The organism is Streptococcus mitis, from assembly GCF_946190285.1.
Taxonomy (GTDB): Bacteria; Bacillota; Bacilli; order Lactobacillales; family Streptococcaceae; genus Streptococcus; species Streptococcus mitis_CP.
Window position 1 is genome coordinate 1 of record NZ_CAMHZX010000004.1, and the last position, 18,350, is coordinate 18,350.

Annotated in this window: 19 protein-coding genes and 1 tRNA gene; 2 read left to right on the forward strand and 18 right to left on the reverse strand. The window is 38.9% G+C overall.

Annotation, left to right across the window (positions count from 1 at the left end):
* Positions 1-5 precede the first annotated feature (5 nt).
* Both N8L39_RS06205 and rlmD read right to left on the reverse strand, forming a co-directional pair.
* Positions 6-77 (reverse strand) — tRNA-Glu (locus N8L39_RS06205).
* Between the two features lie 49 nt (positions 78-126).
* Positions 127-1,494, reverse strand: a complete 1,368-nt coding sequence (rlmD, locus tag N8L39_RS06210) for a 23S rRNA (uracil(1939)-C(5))-methyltransferase RlmD (RefSeq protein ID WP_261010504.1) — start codon at positions 1,492-1,494, stop codon at positions 127-129.
* 37 nt (positions 1,495-1,531) lie between these two features.
* Here rlmD and recX point away from each other — a divergent pair, with 37 nt between their 5' ends.
* Both recX and ntdP read left to right on the forward strand, forming a co-directional pair.
* Positions 1,532-2,308 (forward strand): recombination regulator RecX, encoded by a 777-nt coding sequence (recX, locus tag N8L39_RS06215; RefSeq protein WP_261010503.1) that lies wholly within the window; start codon positions 1,532-1,534, stop codon positions 2,306-2,308.
* Between the two features lie 88 nt (positions 2,309-2,396).
* On the forward strand, positions 2,397-2,930 hold the full coding sequence (gene ntdP, locus N8L39_RS06220) for a nucleoside tri-diphosphate phosphatase (protein WP_000775316.1): 534 nt from the start codon (positions 2,397-2,399) through the stop codon (positions 2,928-2,930).
* 222 nt (positions 2,931-3,152) lie between these two features.
* Here the strand turns inward: ntdP and N8L39_RS06225 are convergent, their stop codons facing one another.
* From N8L39_RS06225 to N8L39_RS06300, 16 genes are all read right to left on the reverse strand, one after another.
* Complete coding sequence (locus N8L39_RS06225) at positions 3,153-3,920, reverse strand: epoxyqueuosine reductase QueH (RefSeq protein WP_020900987.1); 768 nt, start codon at positions 3,918-3,920, stop codon at positions 3,153-3,155.
* A gap of 136 nt (positions 3,921-4,056) precedes the next feature.
* The gene (gene groL, locus N8L39_RS06230) at positions 4,057-5,679 is read right to left on the reverse strand and encodes a chaperonin GroEL (RefSeq protein WP_261010502.1); all 1,623 of its coding nucleotides are present in this window, start codon (positions 5,677-5,679) and stop codon (positions 4,057-4,059) included.
* A gap of 15 nt (positions 5,680-5,694) precedes the next feature.
* The gene (gene groES / locus N8L39_RS06235) at positions 5,695-5,979 is read right to left on the reverse strand and encodes a co-chaperone GroES (RefSeq protein WP_261010501.1); all 285 of its coding nucleotides are present in this window, start codon (positions 5,977-5,979) and stop codon (positions 5,695-5,697) included.
* A 155-nt stretch (positions 5,980-6,134) separates the two neighbouring features.
* The gene (locus N8L39_RS06240) at positions 6,135-6,530 is read right to left on the reverse strand and encodes a single-stranded DNA-binding protein (RefSeq protein WP_000282442.1); all 396 of its coding nucleotides are present in this window, start codon (positions 6,528-6,530) and stop codon (positions 6,135-6,137) included.
* A 77-nt stretch (positions 6,531-6,607) separates the two neighbouring features.
* Positions 6,608-7,369 carry an SDR family NAD(P)-dependent oxidoreductase gene (locus N8L39_RS06245; RefSeq protein WP_261010500.1) on the reverse strand — a complete coding sequence of 254 codons (762 nt, stop codon included), beginning with the start codon at positions 7,367-7,369 and terminating at the stop codon, positions 6,608-6,610.
* 41 nt (positions 7,370-7,410) lie between these two features.
* Positions 7,411-8,037, reverse strand: coding sequence for a YtpR family tRNA-binding protein (ytpR, locus tag N8L39_RS06250; protein ID WP_261010499.1), 627 nt, complete (start codon positions 8,035-8,037; stop codon positions 7,411-7,413).
* 15 nt (positions 8,038-8,052) lie between these two features.
* Complete coding sequence (locus N8L39_RS06255) at positions 8,053-8,370, reverse strand: thioredoxin family protein (protein ID WP_125451465.1); 318 nt, start codon at positions 8,368-8,370, stop codon at positions 8,053-8,055.
* Positions 8,367-8,666, reverse strand: a complete 300-nt coding sequence (locus N8L39_RS06260; RefSeq protein ID WP_050202793.1) for a DUF4651 domain-containing protein — start codon at positions 8,664-8,666, stop codon at positions 8,367-8,369. The genes N8L39_RS06255 and N8L39_RS06260 overlap by 4 nt, the downstream gene beginning before the upstream one ends.
* A 90-nt stretch (positions 8,667-8,756) precedes the next feature.
* On the reverse strand, positions 8,757-9,830 hold the full coding sequence (locus tag N8L39_RS06265; protein ID WP_261010498.1) for a PspC-like choline-binding domain-containing protein: 1,074 nt from the start codon (positions 9,828-9,830) through the stop codon (positions 8,757-8,759).
* Between the two features lie 119 nt (positions 9,831-9,949).
* The gene (locus tag N8L39_RS06270) at positions 9,950-11,557 is read right to left on the reverse strand and encodes a CTP synthase (RefSeq protein WP_261010497.1); all 1,608 of its coding nucleotides are present in this window, start codon (positions 11,555-11,557) and stop codon (positions 9,950-9,952) included.
* Positions 11,558-11,793: 236 nt separating this feature from the next.
* Positions 11,794-12,381, reverse strand: a complete 588-nt coding sequence (rpoE, locus tag N8L39_RS06275) for a DNA-directed RNA polymerase subunit delta (protein WP_000418405.1) — start codon at positions 12,379-12,381, stop codon at positions 11,794-11,796.
* A gap of 131 nt (positions 12,382-12,512) precedes the next feature.
* Positions 12,513-14,090 (reverse strand): hypothetical protein, encoded by a 1,578-nt coding sequence (locus tag N8L39_RS06280; protein ID WP_261010496.1) that lies wholly within the window; start codon positions 14,088-14,090, stop codon positions 12,513-12,515.
* A 70-nt stretch (positions 14,091-14,160) separates the two neighbouring features.
* Entirely contained in the window at positions 14,161-15,381 is a 1,221-nt protein-coding gene (locus tag N8L39_RS06285; RefSeq protein ID WP_261010495.1) for a DNA cytosine methyltransferase, read from the reverse strand.
* 88 nt (positions 15,382-15,469) lie between these two features.
* Complete coding sequence (locus N8L39_RS06290) at positions 15,470-16,132, reverse strand: MAE_28990/MAE_18760 family HEPN-like nuclease (RefSeq protein ID WP_261010494.1); 663 nt, start codon at positions 16,130-16,132, stop codon at positions 15,470-15,472.
* A 5-nt stretch (positions 16,133-16,137) separates the two neighbouring features.
* Entirely contained in the window at positions 16,138-17,223 is a 1,086-nt protein-coding gene (locus N8L39_RS06295; protein WP_261010493.1) for a DUF262 domain-containing protein, read from the reverse strand.
* Positions 17,207-18,262, reverse strand: coding sequence for a DNA cytosine methyltransferase (locus tag N8L39_RS06300; protein ID WP_261010492.1), 1,056 nt, complete (start codon positions 18,260-18,262; stop codon positions 17,207-17,209). Before N8L39_RS06300 ends, N8L39_RS06295 begins: the two co-directional genes overlap by 17 nt.
* Between the last annotated feature and the right edge of the window lie 88 nt (positions 18,263-18,350).

Genomic DNA, 18,350 nt, shown 5'->3' on the forward strand with positions numbered 1-18,350 from the left:
TACCATAGTCCGTACGGGATTCGAACCCGTGTTACCGCCGTGAAAAGGCGGTGTCTTAACCCCTTGACCAACGGACCAGAGCTGTTATTTTCAACTCTTACTATTATACCGACTTTTCTAACTTTGTCAACTACTTTTTTTATATTTTTTAATTAATTTTACAACAGCCTCAGTTCGAGCGGTATGGGGGAACATATCGACCGACTGGATATAATGAAGATCATAAACTTCTACTAAGCGCACTAAATCACGAGCCAAGGTGGAAACATTACAAGAAATATAAACCATTTTTTCTGGTACATAAGTAAGAATAGTATCTAATAACTTATCATCCAGACCTGTACGTGGTGGGTCAACAATTAAAGCATCTGCTCGGTAGCCTTCCTTGTACCAACGAGGAATAACCTCTTCTGCTGTTCCAGCTTCGTAATGTGTGTTGTCAAATCCCATTCTTTTAGCATTTCGCTTGGCATCTTCAATGGCCTCTGGAATAATATCCATACCTCTGAGGGTTTTAACTTTCTTTGCAAAGGCAAATCCAATCGTTCCAACTCCACAATAAGCATCTATCAAATGATCCTCTTTAGTAACATCCAGCGCTTTTACCGCTTCCCTATAGAGGACTTCTGTTTGTTCAGGATTCAGCTGATAGAAAGCTCTAGGGGATAGTGAAAATTCATAATCAAGAACACCTTCTTGAATACTCTCTTCTCCCCAGATAATCTCTGTCTTTTCACCATAAATCTCACTGGTTTTAGCTGTATTTGTATTCACAGCTATTGTCACAACTTCTGGAAAATCTTTAACTAAGTCTTTTACTAGTTGGGTTAAATTAAGCTGACGATTTGTAACAATAATAATCTGAACCTGTCCAGTCTTTCTTGCTCGTCGAACCATTATAGTTCTAACACCTAGAATTTTTCTCTCATCCGTGATTGGAATTTGGTGAAAAGTAAGTAATTCTGCTAGACGATTAGCAATCACTTGGGTTCCCTTGTCTTGTACCAGGCAGTCTTTCAACTCTACCAAATAATGAGAGTTTTGTGCATACAGACCTGCCTTGACCTGATTTTTAAATTTTCGAGTCTGAAATTGTAACTTAGCACGATAGTACTTGGGTTCCTGCATTCCAATAGTTGGACGAATTTCATAGTTTTCATATCCTGCAGGGGCGAATTTTTTCAGCGCTTGGTGAAGTAGGTCCGTCTTGAACTCCAGCTGCTTATCATAATGCAGGTGCATGATTTGGCATCCTCCGCATTCATTATAAATAGTACAAGCTGGCACAACTCGAAATTTAGACTTCTTGTTGACCTTCAGTAATTTTGCCTCAACAAAGTTACGTTTAATAGAAGTAATCTGACAATAGATATCTTCTCCTTTTAGGGCTCCAGGTACAAAGACTAATGTTTTTTGGTAAAAGCCGATTCCCTCACCATTAATTCCCATGCGCTTGATTTTTAATGGTATTTTTTGTTTCACTTTCAGATTCATACCCCTATCTTATCACATTTTGAGTTATAATAGAACTATGAAAATCACAAAACTTGAAAAGAAAAAAAGACTCTATCTGATGGAGCTTGATAATGGTGACAAATGCTACATTACTGAAGATACTATTGTTCGTTTTATGTTATCGAGAGATAAGGTGATAAGCGAAGAGGAATTGAAGGAGATTCAGGACTTTGCCCAATTTTCTTATGGTAAGAATCTAGCCCTCTACCACTTATCCTTTAAAGCACGCACTGAAAAAGAGGTTAGAGAATATCTGAAAAAATACGATATTGATGAGAACATAATTTCTCAAGTCATTGCTAATCTTAAAGAAGATAAGTGGATTAATGATAGCCAGTTCACTTATGCTATCATCAATGCCAATCAACTTTCAGGAGACAAGGGACCTTCTATACTGACTCAGAAATTAGCACAAAGAGGAATTTCAAAATCTACTATAGAAGAAATCTTGAATAATTTTGATTTTTCGGAAGTTGCTCAACGTGTAGCTAATAAACTCTTGAAAAAATATGAAGGAAAACTTCCAGCTCGTGCCTTGCAAGATAAGATTATCCAAAACTTGACCAACAAAGGATTCTCTTACTCTGATGCTAAAAGTGCCTTTGATGAGTTGGATAGTCAAGTTGACCAAGAAACGACTCAGGAACTCATCTTCAAGGAACTTGATAAGCAATATGCCAAGTATGCCCGAAAATATGAAGGATACGAACTTAAACAACGTTTAACTCAAGTTTTAGCACGAAAAGGCTACGATTTTTCGGATATAGCAAGCGCTCTCAGAGAATATCTTTAATATTTTCATGTAAAATTCACAGATTTTAGGTAATTTTATGGTACAATAGTAAACGATAAACTTATAAATTGTAGAAAGTTGGTTAGTTATGAAGCTTCCAAAAGAAGGCGACTTTATTACAATTCAAAGTTATAAGCATGACGGGAGTCTCCACCGAACTTGGCGGGACACCATGGTACTAAAAACAACAGAAAACGCCATTATTGGTGTCAACGATCATACACTGGTTACCGAAAGTGATGGTCGTCGTTGGGTCACTCGAGAACCGGCTATTGTTTACTTTCACAAGAAATATTGGTTTAATATCATTGCCATGATTCGTGATAATGGAATTTCCTACTATTGCAATATGGCTAGCCCCTACTATCTGGATGAAGAAGCACTGAAGTATATTGATTACGATTTGGATGTTAAAATTTTTACAGATGGGGAAAAACGTCTCTTGGACGTTGAGGAGTATGAGCGTCACAAACGCAAAATGAATTATTCTGATGACTTGGACTATATTTTAAAAGAACATGTCAAAATTCTTGTTGATTGGATTAACAATGGACGTGGTCCTTTCTCAGAAGCCTATGTAAACATTTGGTACAAGCGCTATGTAGAACTAAAGAATCGGTAAAGTTGTCAAACTAGGGTGAAATCCCTGGTTTTTTATTTTAATACTCAATGAAAATCAAAGAGCAAACTAGGAAACTAACCGCAGATTGCTCAAAACACTGTTTTGAGGTTATAGATAAGACTGACGAAGTCAGTCACATATATATACGGCAAGGCGACGTTGACGAAGTTTGAAGAGATTTTCGAAGAGTATAAAAACCCAGCTTTACAGTTGGGCTTATCCTTATATATCTAATTTAGTAACAGTAAATTTGATGTGGGAATAGTCTTTTTCAACATCCTTATCCAGTAAGAAAGCTGTGGCGTCTTTCTTGACCTGAACCAGATCAATATTCTGCGCTTGGGCTGCATAGACGCATCCACAATAACATTGACGATAGATGTCATACTCTTCACACATCTCTACTGAACGTTTGTAGCCTTGATTTTTCTTGAAATCACTTGGAAGATAGTGGGTTGTATAAATTTTTTGCACATCGATTCCGATGCTGTTGATGGTTTGAGAATTCTTATGAGGACTAATGGTTAAAGCCGAACCGAAGTAGTCAAAGCCTAAATCCATAGCCACTTGTGCTGTTTTATCCAGACGGTAGTCAAAGCAAACCTTACAACGGTCGCCACCTTCAGGCTCTTCTTCCAAACCTCGAACCAGTTTACGATATTCGTTAGGTTCATAAGGAGCTTCTAGGTATTGAACGTTATTGCCAGTTCGCTCATTGAAATCACTGACAAACTTTTTAGTCACATAGGCACGCTTATGGTATTCTGCCTTGGGATGGATATTTGAATTGGCAAAATAAATGGTCACGTCTGCATACTTAGTCAAATATTCTAGAGTATAGGTACTGCAAGGGGCACAGCAAACATGCATGAGAATAGTTGGACGTTGCTCATTTTTCTCCCATACTTGTACCATCTTCTGCATGACACGGTCATAATTAATCTTCTGATTGGGGTTCATCTTGCTCAGAATTTCTTCTACATCGATCATGTTCTTCTCCTTTTTCTAGTCTTATTTTATCATATAAGTTAGGAGAGCTCAAATCAATTTAGAAGTGAATAGCATAAAAAGGAGGAATAGCCATTCCCCCTTTTGTGTTTTTTATAAGTTGTTTTCTATAGAAAGCTTACATCATGCCGCCCATCATGCTTGGATCCATGGCTGGAGCTGGGGCCACTGGTTCTGGTTTATTGGCTACGACTGCTTCTGTTGTCAAAATCAAACTAGCTACAGATGCTGCATTTTGTAAGGCTGAACGGCTCACTTTAACTGGGTCGATGATTCCCTCTTCAATCATGTTGACCCACTCGCCAGTTGCTGCGTTGAAGCCTATACCAACTTCAGCATTTTTCAAACGATCGATAACGATAGAGCCTTCAAATCCTGCATTGTGGGCGATTTGACGAACAGGTTCTTCCAAGGCACGAAGAACAATATTGCGTCCTGTTGCTTCATCACCTGTCAATTCCAAATCAGCTACGGCTGGGATAACATTTACAAGGGCTGTTCCACCACCTGCAACGATTCCTTCTTCAACAGCTGCACGAGTAGCGTTGAGGGCATCTTCAATGCGGAGTTTCATTTCTTTCAACTCAGTTTCAGTTGCAGCTCCGACCTTGATGACTGCTACACCACCTGACAATTTCGCCAAGCGTTCTTGCAATTTTTCACGGTCAAACTCAGAAGTTGTGGTTTCGATTTGAGACTTGATAACTGAAACACGGTGAGAAATCGCTTCAGGATTTCCAGCACCTTCTACGATAACAGTGCTATCTTTGTCCACAGTTACTCTCGCTGCTTGACCAAGAGCTTCAATTGTCGCATCTTTCAACTCAAGACCAAGGTCTTCTGTGATAACTGTTCCGCCTGTTAAGATGGCAATGTCTTCAAGCATGGCTTTGCGACGGTCACCAAAACCAGGTGCCTTGACTGCTACCACGTTGAAGGTTCCACGAATCTTGTTCAAAACAAGAGTTGGAAGAGCTTCACCATCTACATCATCCGCAATAATCAAGAGGGGACGATTGCTTTGGAGAATACTTTCTAGGAGTGGCAAGATTTCTTGGATATTTGAAATCTTCTTATCAGTAATCAAAATGTATGGATTTTCAAGATCAGCTACCATTTTTTCGCTATCTGTTACCATGTACTGTGAAAGGTAACCACGGTCAAACTGCATACCTTCTACAACTTCAAGTTCTGTTTCCATACCACGTGACTCTTCGATAGTGATGACTCCGTCTTTGCCAACTTTTTCCATGGCTTCAGAAATGTATTCACCGACTTTTTCAGAACGAGAAGATACGGCAGCAACCTGAGCGATGGCTTCTTTGTTGGCAACAGGGATGGCATTATTTTTCAAGGCTTCTACTGCTGCGGCAACTGCTGTTTCAATCCCACGACGAATGCCGATTGGATTGGCACCTGCTGTGACGTTTTTGATTCCTTCGCGGACGATCGCTTGGGTCAAAACAGTTGCAGTTGTAGTCCCGTCACCTGCGATATCATTGGTTTTTGAAGCTACTTCTGATACCAATTTGGCACCCATATTTTCAAAATGGTCTTCCAACTCGATTTCTTTGGCAATGGTCACACCGTCATTGGTAATCAATGGTGAACCGAATGATTTTTCAAGAACGACATTACGACCTTTTGGTCCCAAGGTTACTTTAACAGTGTCTGCAAGGATATCGACACCACGAACCATAGCTGAACGAGCATCAGATGAAAATTTAATTTCTTTTGACATACTTACTTTCTCCTTCTATTCTTCAATGATAGCCAAGATGTTAGCTTCGCCAACGATGATGTACTTTTCATCGCCATCTTTGACATCAAGACCTGCATGGGATTCAACTAAGACACGGTCGCCAGTCTTAACGCTTGGGGCAACCAAATCACCGTTCAAGGTGCGAACCCCCTGTCCAATAGCTACAACTTGGGCTGTTTTTGTTTTTTCTTGGGCTGAACCCGCGAGGACAAAACCTCCAACAGTTTGTTCTTTTTCTTCGATTTTCAAGACCACACGGTCTCCTAATGGTTTCAACATCTGATTTCCTCCATAATGAGATAGGTATTATTAGCACTCTTTGCACACGAGTGCTAATTCATAGTTCTATTGTATCACTTGGTCAGAAATAGTCAAGAAAAAAGTCTGACTTTCTCAAGATAAAAAGCCTGAGACCAACTCAGACTTTTCAATGTTTAAAATGGCAATTCTTCCTCTTCCAAAACCAAATCCGCCAAATCTTGGCCTGCGTTATTTTCTCGCATAGCACGTTGGGCACGACTTTCCAAGAGTTGGAATCCTGTGACAAGTACTTCGGTCACGTAGTTCATCTGACCATTTTTCTCAAAGCGACGAGTACGCAATTCCCCATCAACGGAAATGAGACTACCTTTGGTTGCGTAGCTTGCCAAGGTTTCTGCTAGTCTGCCCCATAGGACCATATTGACAAAATCAGCTTCACGTTCACCGTTTTGGTCTTTGTAACGACGGTTCACAGCGATAGTTGCTCGTGCTACTGACTTGTCATTGTTGGTTTTGTGCAATTCTGGTGTAGACGTTAAACGTCCAATTAAGATAACTTTATTATACATATTTTCTTCCTCCTACTTATCTATTCGTAGGAAATCAAAAAAAGTTACAGTAATTTGTAACTTTTCGAGAAAATTTTTTATTTTTTATGAACCATAAAACCTGTCGCCTGTTGATTGGCCATAATGGTCATATCTGTAATCTGCACACGACGCGGTTGACTGGTCACATAAACCACTGTGTCTGCAATATCCTGAGCTTGCAAGGCTTCGATTCCCTGATAGACCGCCTCAGCACGCTCTTTGTCACCATGAAAACGAACTGTAGAGAAATCTGTTTCAACGATCCCCGGTTGAATGGTCGTCACCTTGATATCCGTTGCGATGGTATCAATTCGCAGACCATCTGAAAAAGTCTTGACCGCAGCCTTGGTGGCTGAGTAAACAGCTGCACCTGCATAGGCATAGATTCCTGCAGTCGATCCCATATTGATGATATTACCTTGATTTGCTTTTACCATTGCTGGCAAGAAACAGCGAGTAACCGCCATCAAACCTTTGACATTGGTATCCAACATGGTCAACATATCCAGTTCTTCATAGTCCTGATAAGGTGCTAAACCTAGAGCCAAGCCAGCATTATTGATCAAGATATCAATCCGCCCTATCGTTTCTAGAATGTCGGAGCAGACAGTCTTGACCATGGTCATATCCGTCACATCCAGTGGAAAGGTCCAAACTGTTTGATTTGGATAGGTTGCTGCAAACTCCGACTTAAGGGCTTCTAGTCTGTCTGTCCGTCGCCCGGTTAGAACGACATTCTCACCCTGCTCCAGATAAGCACGCGCAATCGCTTCACCAATTCCTGATGTCGCTCCTGTAATCACTACATTTTTTGCCATCTTATTTCCTTCTAGCTGGTCTATCAGATACTGACAACTTCTTAAACAGTCCAGTGTTTAGCTGGATCAAATGGAGTTCCAACAACTTGGTCTTCTGATAATTCAATAATACCACGTTTTTGCGGAGCATTTGGCAGATGCAATTCACGAGGGCTACACATCATGCCAAAACTCTTTTCGCCACGAAGCTCACCTGGGAAAATAAGATTGCCTTTGGGCATCATAGCTCCTGGAAGAGCTACAATGGTTTTCAACCCCACACGCGCATTGGGAGCCCCTGCTACGATTTGCACTGTCTTGTCACTTGCGACTGCAACTTGGCAGATGTTGAGGTGGTCACTATCTGGATGGGCTACCATCTCGACAATCTCACCAACAACAAACTTAGGTTCCTTGTCGTTGATAATTTCTTCTTTAAAGCCTTCCGTTTGCAACTCTTGGTTCAAACAAGCGACTTGTTCATCTGATAAAAAAACTTGACCTCGCTCTGCAATTTCAAAGAAACTTGAAACCTCGAAAATATTCCAAGCTACTGTTTCCCCATTATCTTTAAGGAAAACACGGGCTACCTTGCCTTTGCGCTCCACGTCCAACTTGGCATCTCCGCTGTTTTTCACGATGACCATAAGGACATCACCGACATGTTCTTTATTATATGTAAAAATCATTGTTTCCTTTTTCTCCTATTTCAGTCCTAATAAAAAGTCGTTAATTTGTTGCTTGCTTTTACGGTCGCGATTGACAAAACGGCCGATTTCCTTGTCCTTTTCTAGAACAACAAGGCTAGGGATTCCATATACATCCCAGAGTTTGGCCAAATCCATATACTGATCTCGGTCCACTCGAATAAAGGTGAACTCTGGATTGGTCTCCTCAATCTCTGGCAAGGCAGGATAGATATAACGACAATCGCCACACCAGTCCGCCACAAAAAGGAAAACCTTCTTGCCATCTTTTTCTACTAAAGATGCTAATTCTTCTAAACTTGCTGGTTGTATCATAAGACTTCCTCCTCATAGACTAGGTCTTCATTTTCATAGACAAAGGTATAATGACGGCCATCCTCAAAAATGACGCCACCGACCAAGCTCTCTAGACTGCTTTCATAGACTTGAACATAGAGGGTCGCAATTTCCCCCATATCTGAAAAATGGTCTCGCACAATCTCTGTCAACTCTTCCTGAGTCTTCATGAGCTTATGGTCATCTGCAACTTTTTTCGTAGCAAGGGCAAGGCTCCCAATACCAAGCAGAGCCAGACCTGCCATCCACATTTTTTTAGCTTTCATACCATTCATTTTAACACAAAAAAGGCTTTAGGACAAATGAGGAAGCAGCAGAAAAGCAAGTAAAAAGCCTCTTCCTTTCAGGAAAAGGACTTCTTATTCTTATTTCCAAGCACCACTAGCATCTACATAGTAACCATCTGGTGTGTAGGTATTGCGAAGCATCTTACCTGACGAAGCTAGATAATACCACTTACCATTGTCTTTGACCCAATCATTCGCAATCATGGCACCAGAAGAACTTACATAATACCATTCTCCCTTGTCATAAACCCAAGCGTTTGCTTTCATGGCTCCTGAAGTTGATAAATAGTACCACTTGCCTTGGTCGTAAAGCCAATCACTAGCAATCATAGCTCCTGATGATTTAAAGGCATACCAGTTGCTACCTTGATAGAGCCAAGTTTGATTGAACATGACTCCTTTATCATTCATAAAGTACCAAGTTCCATTGTCCTTAACCCAAGCATTTTGCACTAATTGACCTTGTTTTTGATAGTACCAGTTTTGGTTCGATTTTAGCCAGCTTTCTGCTTTGACAATCGGATAAAGTTCTTTGAAAGATTCTCCATCATATTTATGACTGATAGATTTTAGTTTTTCAAGTTTCAACTCGCCATTGTCATAGTCTGCCCAAGCAAAGACTTTTTGACCATTGAGAGTCTCTGGTAGGGTGGCAGTGTAAGTTTTGGTTTGATAATCCCATTTTGTATCAAGGTAGGTGTATTGATTATTTGATTCTTCAATACGGAAGTAACCACTCTTTCCGCCGTCATTATATACATCATCTACTACTTTAGTGGACCAGGTCTTTACTTCATTTCCGCTCTTGGCTTCTACCTTGATATCTCCTCTATAGCCATAAGGTACATAGAAATTCAGGTAACGCCCCTCTACCCCCATCATAGACTTGTCCTTTTCTTGACCTAGGAAATTGACAGTTTGATCCTGACCATTGAGACTAACCGTCCACTCGATTTTCTCGGTTTTTGGCAAATCCAATACTTTAATATCCACTTCATGGCCATTGTTAAATCGGAGAATGTTGCCATCTTGATACTGAACTCCACATTTAACAACCCATTCTTCTTTTAGCTCGAAGGCCTGACCTGAATGAGGAAAAGCCAGTAAAGCTAAACCTGCTAGAGACAAACCAAATAGTGTGATTTTTTTCATTGTAAATCCCCTTTAGTTTTTATTATGTTAATTATATCACTATGTTTTTATTTTGCAAATCTTATCCTAAATATGCAAGCAAAAAACCTCTGAGATTCTTCTCAAAGGTTCTGATTTGGCTAATTACTGTTCTCAACTGCTGCAGTGACAAAAGCAGTGTAGAGTTCTTCTGGGCGGTTTGGACGGCTGGAAAGTTCAGGGTGATACTGACACGCTACAAAGAATTTATTTTCAGGAATTTCCACAATTTCAACCAAACGATTGTCTGGAGAAACTCCTGAGAAGACAAAACCTGCTGCCTCAAACTGCTCACGGAAGGCGTTGTTAAACTCATAACGGTGACGGTGACGGCGTTGCACCACTTCTTGATTGTGATAAGCAGCTGCTGCCTTAGAACCACGTTTCAACTTAGATGGGTAAAGTCCCAAACGAAGGGTTCCCCCCATATCCTCAACATCAATCTGATCACGCATGATATCAATGATAGGGTATTTTGTTTCTGGTGCAAGTTCTGCAGAATTGGCACCTTCAAGACCCAAAACGTGACGAGCAAACTCGATGCAAGTCAACTGCATTCCCAAGCAAACACCCAACATCGGAACATCATTCTCACGCGCATAGCGGATAGCTTGGATTTTCCCTTCAGTACCACGCTGACCGAAACCACCTGGTACAATGATTCCGTCCGCATCAGACAAAAGCTCTGCCACATTCTCTGATGTCACATCATTGGCATTGATCCAATTGATTTTAACTTCTGCGTCATTGGCATAACCAGAGTGTTTCAAGGCTTCAACCACAGAAATGTAAGCATCTTGCAACTCAACATACTTACCGACAAGGGAAATTTTAACTTGTTTTTTCAGGTTCATGACCTTGTCCACCATGGCTGACCATTCAGTCATATCTGCTACTGGTGCGTCTAATTTCAAATGGTCACAGACAATTTGGTCCATACCTTGTGCTTGCAAGTTCAATGGAATTTGGTAAAGATGCTCAACGTCCAACGATTCGATAACGGCTTCTGGTGCCACATCACAGAACTGAGCTAGTTTGTTTTTAATTCCTTGACCAGCTGGTTGCTCTGTACGAATCACCAACATATTTGGCTGAATTCCCAATCCACGCAATTCTTTGACAGAGTGTTGGGTTGGTTTGGTTTTCATTTCACCGGCAGCCTTGAGGTATGGAAGCAAGGTTGTATGGATGTACATAACATTATCCGCACCAACATCTGCCTTCATCTGACGAAGAGCCTCTAAGAATGGCAAGGACTCGATATCTCCTACTGTTCCACCAACCTCTGTGATAATGACATCAGAGTCTGTCGTTACAGCAGCACGCTTGATTTTCTCTTTCAAAGCATCTGTGATATGAGGAATAACCTGAACAGTTGCCCCAAGGTATTCTCCACGACGTTCTTTACGAAGAACTTCACTGTAAATTTTACCAGTTGTCACGTTGGAATATTTGTTGAGATTGATATCGATGAAACGTTCATAGTGACCCAAGTCCAAATCTGTCTCAGCTCCATCATCTGTCACAAAGACTTCCCCGTGCTGATAAGGACTCATAGTTCCCGGATCGATATTGATATAAGGGTCAAACTTTTGAATCGTCACTTTGAGACCACGATTTTTCAAGAGACGGCCCAGACTCGCTGCCACAATCCCTTTCCCAATAGACGATACCACACCACCAGTTACAAAAATATATTTCGTAGACATAGATTCCTCTTTCTAAAATGCTCAAGGTCTTGCTAACTACGAGGGGACATAGGAAACAAGACCCTACTAATAAGAATAATCTGGGACGACTGCACCAGATTCACAACTAAAATGCAAGAAGATAACTTCTTGAAAAAACAAAAATAGCTCCCTAAGAACTAGGGAGCCCCGACCTCTAAAAGAGGTGCCCGAACAATATGATACCTAAAAATAGGATAATTGTCAATAGCTAACTTTTATTCCTCGATGTTTTCAGCATCATCATCTGAAAACTCATCGTCTTCTTCGTTGAGATCCACGTCTTCACCCAAGTCATCTGGAGCGATTTCATTGATTTCTGCATCGTAAGCTTCCACTTCATTTTTCTCATCATCTGGATTTTCGTCATCGTATGAAAGAGCTGGATCTGCTTCGTATGCATCTTCGTCTTCTGGATCATCTGCATTGTAGTCAATTGCATCTGAATCGCCATCCATGAAGGCATTGACACGTTTTTTCTTAGCTTTTGGTGCTACTTCATCGTCGTCATTTTCCTCAAGAGCAATGATTTCTTCGTCGATTTCGTCTACGCCATACCATGAACGAAGACCCCATTTGTTATCTCCAAGTGAGATGAAACTACCGTCAAAGTTCAACTCTGTGTAGAACAAAGGCAAAGCTTCGCGGATATCGCTGTTTGATGTTCCAAGGTAGTTTTGAATTTCGTTTACAAGATCGCTAAAATGCATCTCATGATCGCGACCACGAAGTTCCAAGATAGCACGCGCTACCTCAATCATAGATAGTTCACTTTTTTCTTGCCCAGCAAATACTTCTAATTCCAAAGCGTTTCTCCTCATTTATACTACTATCGCCAGAGCGAACAGACTCTGACCTCATTTTATCATTTACTCTTTATTTTACGATAATTTTGCAGAATAGTCAAAGGTTAAGGGGGAGAAAGTGACAGGACTTTTTATTTCTTTGCTACCCAGCCTATGGCATCGATTGGTGGATTTTCAGTATCAATCCAGATAAATTCAATACCGATTTCCCCATTTTTAAACTTAGTCAAGCGAATACCGTTGATCTCCAGTTCATTGAGGCGTTGGCCTGTCAAGACTTCTCGTTCTTTCAACTGGAAAACACCACGTAAAATCCAATTCCCAAGAATTTCTTGCTTATCAGTTGACTGGATTGCCTTACCAGCTTCTTGGTTGATATAGGCATTGATGACATCTCCAGAAGATAAAAAGCGTAGTTTAAAGGTTCTTTCTTCTTTTGGTAGAGCTAGTTTTTTGGTACCGGGTTCAAAGGTCCCGAAGCCTGGCCCAAAGAAATCTGGTCTTTCATCGTGAAAGTTTTTCGAATCAGGCAGAGGAATGTAAACTTCACTAACTGGCCGATAGACGAGTTGTTCAATCTCTTTGATGAGTTTTTTATTGCCAGTATTGTGGACAAAGTGAATCAAGTCCTCACGAATCGCCTTCATCTGAGCTTTTTCTTCCTTGCTGGTCCATTTCTTCAAGAGGATTTCTTCTAAAGAAAAAGTCACAAAGGCTAGTTCTTCTGGAGCCAGACTGTCTTTGAATTTTTCCTGAATCTTTAGAATCCGTGGCAGACGATCTTTCTTAGCTAGTTTTGATCCTCCGTTAAAGGCATTGAAACCAGAGTTTTCTTCCACATTTCCATGTTTGTCTGTGATAACCCAAGATACCGTTTCTAGGACATCGGATTGTTCCTTTTCAGCTGTCAGTAAATGAAGGTTTTCAAATAGCGAAAAAGGATCTTCGATGTAGTGAACGTCCCAAGTATCTACTACAATGTCTTTATTATTAAAAGTCATGTGGAGCTGGCTGTCAGCTGCTGTATACTTGTAATGATGTTGTCCATCCGTAAATCGAAAATTAGTTGGATTGTTTTTGGTGGTAGAACCTTCAATGACCAGGTTGTCAATATCAACTGGTAAATAAGTCGTCTCCCCGACAAAAATCTTAGGATTTTCTCCCTTTGGTGTCGGCATCAAAACATGATAAACAGCTTCAACATTGACCGAATCTGAGTTAAAACCCTTTATTTGTGCCTTAGAAGATTCGATTCTCTGATTTCTCAAAGTCGCAATCTTTCGGGCCAACTCTTCATAGCGTTGATAGTTTTTCTTGTCTGCTGTTTCTTTATCTGCTGAAATATCTGCATGGAATTTGATATCACCCAACAATTCCGTCCAAGATTGAGAATCTTTTTTAAACTGAGCGATTTTTTGATCTCCCGAATTAATTCCAAAAGACTTGATACCCACTAGGTATTTATGATTTTCATCCACTACGACAGAAGCATCATAGGAGGTATTGGCAATATCTTCTCCAACCGCATTAAAAGCCTTCTGGAAAACAGTTTCCTGAAATTTAGAATTAACAATTGGAGCAACATAATTCTCTGTTTGTCCCTCATCTTCAGATTCTGCCTTTTGAGAGAAGGCTTGGCTCAAGCTAGCGAAGTTGGTAATTAAGGTTTTGTATTTTTCTTTTTGTTCAGACTTTAGATGTTCCCACATAAGCATCCTCTTTTCTATTATCAGTATATCAAAAGAAGATTAGTTTTTCACTAACCCTCTTATATATTCGTTAATTAATACTGTAAAATTCGAGATTGCCTCGTTTTTTAACCAATTTTAAATAATCTTCACCAGACAGAACGGCTAAACCATCATTATAGGCATTGATTGTTTCAATAGCTTGATCATAACTATCCGCAAAGTCTTTCACATAAGACTGCCCTTCAAATTGACCATTCATCTTAGTATAGATAATGGCGAATTTTCCTGAACGGTCAAGTTGAGATTGCCCCTGACTTTCATTTAAAGCCTTGGCAACATTTTCCGCGATACGTTTAATCACGGGAACAACCACACTGTTTCCAGCCTGCTTATATAACTGTCCGTTAGAAACTCCTTCTGGGATTTTAAAGGATTTAGGATAACCTTGGACATTAAATGTTTCTTTGGGAGTCAACTTCCGAATCTCGCCACTATCTGTCAGAATCAATGGGACATTGTGTCCACCTGTTCCCATATTGGCTGTCAAGGTAGGGACGACACCGTTTTTATTTTCACGGACATATTGACGGCGCCACTGGTAAACCGTATCTTGACTAGTCACTTCAAACTTCAACTGGTCGTAGAAATTTTGCTTGCCTTCACGATAGTAGTAGACTTCATCAAGCTGGTCACCAAAGTTAATGACGTCTTGAAGAGTCGTAGTCAGTTTGATTTCCTCTGGAAATTCAAACAAGTCATAAGCTTCCTTGGTATCAAAACCAACGATGTAGATCCGCTCACGGTTTTGAGGGATATTTCCGTAGTCTTTCCCGTTGAGAACCTTCCACTTGATAAAGTAATTGTTCTCGGTCAAGGCTTCACGAATAACCTTGAAGGTATTGCCATGGTCATGACCGACCATGTTCTTGACGTTTTCGATAAAGATAGCACGAGGTTTACATCCCTCAATCATGCGAAGCAACTCAAAGAAAAGATCGCCACGATCATCATCAAATCCCTTGCGATAACCCGCAATGCTAAAGGCCTGACAAGGAAATCCTCCCATAATCACATCCACGCGCTCAGCCGGAATATCCTCTGGCTGAACATCGTGAATATCACGACCATCCAAATAGGTATCTGGATGGTTTAACTGATAAGTCTGGCGCGCATACTTATCAAATTCATTGGCATACACCACTCTGAACTCGTTGGTCTGTTCAAATCCCAACTCAATTCCCCCAACACCTGAGAAGAAAGCTGCAATGTTGTACTTCTCAGGCCGGTTCGAACTTACAGAATTTGTCATGTAGTAACCTGCTTTCTAAAATATTGGGTCTTCAAAGCGTGAAACATTAACTAATAATGCTTTCAGTAATTTTTGATAGTTTATCAAATCAAAAACTTTGAGAATTCACCAATTCACAAAAATTATTTAAACAACTATAAATATGGTCTCTATATTTTTCTATATCAGCCACTGTCAAGTCTTTGCCATTATCTTCAAAAGAAATGTTTCCATGAGCCAAACTATTTCTCATATCTTTAATAGACTTTAACGAACCACCATAATCTGAAAACTGTGATTCTTCGAAACGTACTCCATGTTTATATAAGATTTCCTTTATAGTTCGTACATCAGCATTTCCAGATAACGAAAAATCTTTCTCAAAATCTAATGAAATTAAAAACTCTTGACTAATAGAATTTTCAATCATTTCAAATACATCCGCAACAATAGTATTTTCTTTAATATCTTTGACCTTACTTGAAATCCACAATTTTCTTAACTCTAGAATCACTTCAGAGTATGAGGACATTGATGTATTGAATTTATTGTAAAAGTCACTCATAGTTTTCCTAACAGTAGCCTCTACATAATTATATAGCATGATTACGACATTTGATTTCATAGATTTAAAAACAGCTTCAGCTTCACTATTTTGAATAATCTCAACTTTAAAACTATAGCAATCATTAAAAGGAAATCCAACAAACGTTCTCTCAATACTCTTTAAAAAAACAATAAAACGATCTACCTCAATTTTTAAATTATCCATATTAATTACTCTGAGGTGAAATTTCCTGTTAATAGGAAATTTTTAACACCATAAATCCGATCTATAACTTTACTTCTGTTATTTGCTGCATCTGTTGTTGTCCATCTAACAAATTCATCGCTAGATAACATCTCTATTATTTTATCTCTGGTAACAACATTTTCTAAATCATGATTATTTCTCAAGGCAAGATTAACACCCACTGCTATAGCTTCAAATCTCACCCGAGGTGTTTGTTTTCTATCTTCTTTTTGAAATCCTCTATCAAAAAATTTCTGAACGAATTGCATTGTATTGTTAAATTCAGCTTTGAAATGTTCTTCCTTGGATTCATCCCAAGCTTCACCTTCTTTAGCAATGTAACGATCAACAAAATTTGTCACATGACCATCATATGAATTCAAATCATTGCTATATGCAAAAAAACGACTAATTAATTCAATATCCATTTTCCTATTAATTGCACTTATTGAAAGGTTAGTATTTGCTATAAATATCGGATCACTCTTAAGTTCTTTTATAAGCCTCATCAGCGGATTATCACTTTCTCTACCTGATCTAACTTCACTTGAATTTGCACGAAGAGAACTTGTGTTTAATCTATCAAATAAATCTTTACGAACTTCATTTGGAGTAGACTCTTTTAAAACAATAATTCTTAATGATTTAGCCTTTAACCTATTTTTTTCTGAATTTGGTAAATCTTCGAAAGAACAATTATTCAGTTTTGTAAGTTTTCTAAGTTGTTCCAATTCAAAATCATCATTTAAAAATTCAGTTAATGTTGAAATTCGTTGTAAACCATCAATAATTTCTAATTTACCTTCAGGAGTATCAGCTAAAAAAATTAGAGGAATAGGATAATCTAAAATCATTGACTCAATAAATCGTGATTTGTACAAAATACTCCAAAGTGATTCTTCACGTTGATAATCAGGCGTGAATATTCTTGAATCATTTTCGTATAGTGAAACAATAAATTCAACAGGATAATCTCGGGTATCATAATTCAAATCGTTTTTTAGTTCTAAAATTTGTTTTTCAATTTCTTTTTTATGTTCTTCATTAAATAAATCAAGTTGTTTTTTCATAATACACTTCCAAATGTTTCTTTATACTTGCGCCAATTACTTCACCTAACTTTGGAGGTACAGCATTGCCAATTTGTATTGCAATTCTTTGATTGGAGAATGAATCTAATTTATTGATAAATTGATAATTTTTTGGAAAACTTTGTAAAATAGCTCCTTCTCTAAGGCTAAGTGCTCTATCTTGTTCTGGATGCCCAAATCTACCATTTCCATAACCAGGGAATTGGGTTGTTATTGTAGAGGATGGTTTATCCCACTCTAATCTACCATATACGGAACCGTAAGTTGCGCCACTCTCTTTTTTAAAACATTCCGGTAATAAAGAATCATCCCAGTCTCTCCACGTACCTCCTGGTTTAGAACTACGAATTCGACTTAAATTAATATCAGATAAATTTCGAGCTGTATGCAACACATCTAAAGGGTCGGTCTCTCCAGCATTTAACTTTGGTAGATCCCCTATAGCCTGTCTGATAGTCGGGTAATCCTTTGTAGACAACTCTTCTATAAAGGAAATTTCTCCAAATTTAGATGCTAGAAGTAATAAACGTTTTCTATTTTGGGGAATGCCATAAGCAGGGGCAAAAGCAATTTTCCAATTTACTTTATATCCTTCAGTTTCTAGTAATGTTAAAAAATTATTAAAAACAGTTTCTTTAGCTAATTGTGGTACATTTTCCATTGAAACAATATCTGGTTTTACCAATCTAACTTGCTTTCCAAAGTAGTCTAGTAAATCCATCTTTTGAATTGTATTTTTATTATTTTTATATTTGTGACTATATGTCGAAAAAGGTTGACAGGGAGCACATCCAATAAGTACTTTTATGTCAGTATCTGATGGATATAACCCTAATATTTCATCGTCTTCAATTTCCTTAACATCTTTTAAAATAAATTTAGCATTATTGTTGTGCTCGTACGCAAACTTGCTTTTTTCATCAATATCATAACCAGCAACAACATTGATACCCGCCTGCTGAATACCATACGTTAGACCGCCTACACCACAAAATAAATCAACTGCATTTATTTTCATGTCGGCCTCCTATTGCTTTTTGTTTTATCAATATATTTTACCATAAATCAACTAAAAAAGCAGTTCTGATATTAGACTAGTTTATCAG

Coding starts and splice junctions, on each gene's coding strand:
- rlmD (WP_261010504.1), bottom strand. CDS start 1,494: ATGAATCTGAAAGTGAAACAAAAAATACCATTAAAAATCAAGCGCATG.
- recX (WP_261010503.1), top strand. CDS start 1,532: ATGAAAATCACAAAACTTGAAAAGAAAAAAAGACTCTATCTGATGGAG.
- ntdP (WP_000775316.1), top strand. CDS start 2,397: ATGAAGCTTCCAAAAGAAGGCGACTTTATTACAATTCAAAGTTATAAG.
- N8L39_RS06225 (WP_020900987.1), bottom strand. CDS start 3,920: ATGATCGATGTAGAAGAAATTCTGAGCAAGATGAACCCCAATCAGAAG.
- groL (WP_261010502.1), bottom strand. CDS start 5,679: ATGTCAAAAGAAATTAAATTTTCATCTGATGCTCGTTCAGCTATGGTT.
- groES (WP_261010501.1), bottom strand. CDS start 5,979: ATGTTGAAACCATTAGGAGACCGTGTGGTCTTGAAAATCGAAGAAAAA.
- N8L39_RS06240 (WP_000282442.1), bottom strand. CDS start 6,530: ATGTATAATAAAGTTATCTTAATTGGACGTTTAACGTCTACACCAGAA.
- N8L39_RS06245 (WP_261010500.1), bottom strand. CDS start 7,369: ATGGCAAAAAATGTAGTGATTACAGGAGCGACATCAGGAATTGGTGAA.
- ytpR (WP_261010499.1), bottom strand. CDS start 8,037: ATGATTTTTACATATAATAAAGAACATGTCGGTGATGTCCTTATGGTC.
- N8L39_RS06255 (WP_125451465.1), bottom strand. CDS start 8,370: ATGATACAACCAGCAAGTTTAGAAGAATTAGCATCTTTAGTAGAAAAA.
- N8L39_RS06260 (WP_050202793.1), bottom strand. CDS start 8,666: ATGAATGGTATGAAAGCTAAAAAAATGTGGATGGCAGGTCTGGCTCTG.
- N8L39_RS06265 (WP_261010498.1), bottom strand. CDS start 9,830: ATGAAAAAAATCACACTATTTGGTTTGTCTCTAGCAGGTTTAGCTTTA.
- N8L39_RS06270 (WP_261010497.1), bottom strand. CDS start 11,557: ATGTCTACGAAATATATTTTTGTAACTGGTGGTGTGGTATCGTCTATT.
- N8L39_RS06280 (WP_261010496.1), bottom strand. CDS start 14,090: ATGTGGGAACATCTAAAGTCTGAACAAAAAGAAAAATACAAAACCTTA.
- N8L39_RS06285 (WP_261010495.1), bottom strand. CDS start 15,381: ATGACAAATTCTGTAAGTTCGAACCGGCCTGAGAAGTACAACATTGCA.
- N8L39_RS06290 (WP_261010494.1), bottom strand. CDS start 16,132: ATGGATAATTTAAAAATTGAGGTAGATCGTTTTATTGTTTTTTTAAAG.
- N8L39_RS06295 (WP_261010493.1), bottom strand. CDS start 17,223: ATGAAAAAACAACTTGATTTATTTAATGAAGAACATAAAAAAGAAATT.
- N8L39_RS06300 (WP_261010492.1), bottom strand. CDS start 18,262: ATGAAAATAAATGCAGTTGATTTATTTTGTGGTGTAGGCGGTCTAACG.